Origin of the sequence: Streptomyces spongiae, assembly GCF_009377185.1 — a bacterium.
In the GTDB taxonomy this organism is placed as follows: domain Bacteria; phylum Actinomycetota; class Actinomycetes; order Streptomycetales; family Streptomycetaceae; genus Streptomyces; species Streptomyces spongiae.
Window position 1 is genome coordinate 1 of sequence record NZ_VJZC01000980.1, and the last position, 2,041, is coordinate 2,041.

Genomic DNA, 2,041 nt, shown 5'->3' on the forward strand with positions numbered 1-2,041 from the left:
CGCCCCCGCTGCCCCGGCTCCGGCTCCGGCCGCCCCCGCGGCTCCGGCTCCGGCCCCCGCCGCTCCGGCCGCGCCCGCCGCTGCCGCTCCGGCTCCGGCTCCGGCTCCGGTCCAGGCCGCGGCTCCGGCCGCTCCGGCTCCCGCGCCGGCCGCGCCCGCTCCGGTCACTCCGGCTCCGGCTGCTCCGGCCGCCGCCAAGGCGACCGACGAGGGCGCCTACGTGACCCCGCTGGTGCGCAAGCTCGCCGCCGAGAACGGCGTCGACCTGTCCACCGTCAAGGGCACCGGCGTCGGCGGTCGCATCCGCAAGCAGGACGTCATCGCCGCCGCCGAGGCCGCGAAGGCCGCCGCTCCGGCTCCGGCCGCCGCGGCGCCTGCCGTCGGTGCGCCGAAGAAGGCCCCGGTCCTGGAGGTCTCCCCGCTGCGCGGTCAGACCATCAAGATGCCGCGGATCCGCAAGGTCATCGGCGACAACATGGTCAAGGCCCTGCACGAGCAGGCCCAGTTGTCCTCGGTCGTCGAGGTCGACGTGACCCGCCTGATGAAGCTGCGCGGCAAGGCGAAGGACTCGTTCGCCGCCCGCGAGGGCGTGAAGCTCTCCCCGATGCCGTTCTTCGTGAAGGCGGCGGCCCAGGCGCTGAAGGCCCACCCGGCCATCAACGCCCGGATCAACGAGGCCGACGGCACCATCACGTACTTCGACTCGGAGAACGTCGGCATCGCCGTGGACTCCGAGAAGGGCCTGATGACCCCGGTCATCAAGAACGCGGGCGACCTGAACATCGCCGGCATCGCCAAGGCCACCGCTGACCTGGCGGGCAAGGTCCGGGCCAACAAGATCACCCCGGACGAGCTCTCCGGCGCGACCTTCACGATCAGCAACACCGGTTCGCGCGGCGCGCTCTTCGACACGATCATCGTGCCGCCGAACCAGGTCGCGATCCTCGGCATCGGCGCCACGGTCAAGCGCCCGGCCGTCATCGAGACGGAGGAGGGCACGGTCATCGGCGTCCGCGACATGACCTACCTGACCCTCTCCTACGACCACCGCCTGGTGGACGGCGCCGACGCCGCCCGCTACCTGACGGCGGTCAAGGCGATCCTGGAGGCGGGCGAGTTCGAGGTGGAGCTCGGCCTGTAGGTCAGTACGTCTGTCTGTTCAGTACGGTGCCCCGTCCGGACTCTCCGGCCGGGGCACCGTCACATGTCAGCGGGGCGCAGTTCGTGGCCAAACCGCCGGAGGCACCGTGTGCGGCTTGTCTCACCTGCGCGAAAGCGCCCCCTCACGCCCTCCCAGCGGAGCGAACCGGCCGTATTGTCTAAACGTCGAACGCCCTCGGGGCCCATGGGCGGCCCCTCTTTAAGGAGCCCTCATGACCGCGCCCGTCGTCCACTCGCTGCGCGAACAGATCCGCGAGCACATCGTGGAGGGGATCGTGAGCGGTCGATGGAAGCCGGGTGAGCGGATCGTCGAGCGGCGGATCGCGACGGAGCTGGAGGTCAGCCAGACCCCCGTGCGGGAGGCCCTGCGGGAACTGGAGTCGCTCCGGCTGATCGAGTCGGCGCCGAACAAGGGCGTGCGGGTACGGAACCTGACGGCGGCGGACCTGGAGGAGAGCTACCCCGTGCGGGCCGGTCTGGAGGCCATCGCGGCGGAGCTCGCGGCGGAGCGGCTGGCCGAGGACTGCTCGGCGCTGGAGCCGCATGTCGCCGCGCTGTACGAGGCGGATCGCAGGTCGGACGGTACGGGTCAGGTGCGCCATACGGTCGGCTTCCACCGTGAGCTGGTGCGGGCCGCGGGCAACTCGGTCCTTCTGCACACCTGGGAGGGGCTCGGCATCGAGGTGTTCACTGCGCTGTCCATTCGCTGGCTGGGGACGGTTCAGCAGTCGTACGCCGAGGAGCACGAGGAGTTGGTGGCGGCGTTCCGGAGGCGCGACCCGAGGATCGCCGACATAGTCAAGTCCCACGTCCTGGGCTGCGCCCCACGGGCCTGAGGCCCGCCGGCCGGGTGCCTGCTTTTCCTCGCCCCCGCCGCCCC

General features: G+C 71.8%; 2 protein-coding genes. Both read left to right on the forward strand.

The window, feature by feature from the left end; all coding sequences use genetic code 11:
- The coding region (gene sucB / locus FNH08_RS49360; protein WP_152778500.1) for a 2-oxoglutarate dehydrogenase, E2 component, dihydrolipoamide succinyltransferase at positions 1-1,141 on the forward strand (1,141 nt) is incomplete at its 5' end.
- Positions 1,142-1,373: 232 nt separating this feature from the next.
- Positions 1,374-1,997: a GntR family transcriptional regulator gene (locus FNH08_RS49365; RefSeq protein WP_152778501.1), complete on the forward strand. Its 624-nt coding sequence runs from the start codon at positions 1,374-1,376 to the stop codon at positions 1,995-1,997.
- Positions 1,998-2,041 lie beyond the last annotated feature (44 nt).

Coding starts and splice junctions, on each gene's coding strand:
- FNH08_RS49365 (WP_152778501.1), top strand. CDS start 1,374: ATGACCGCGCCCGTCGTCCACTCGCTGCGCGAACAGATCCGCGAGCAC.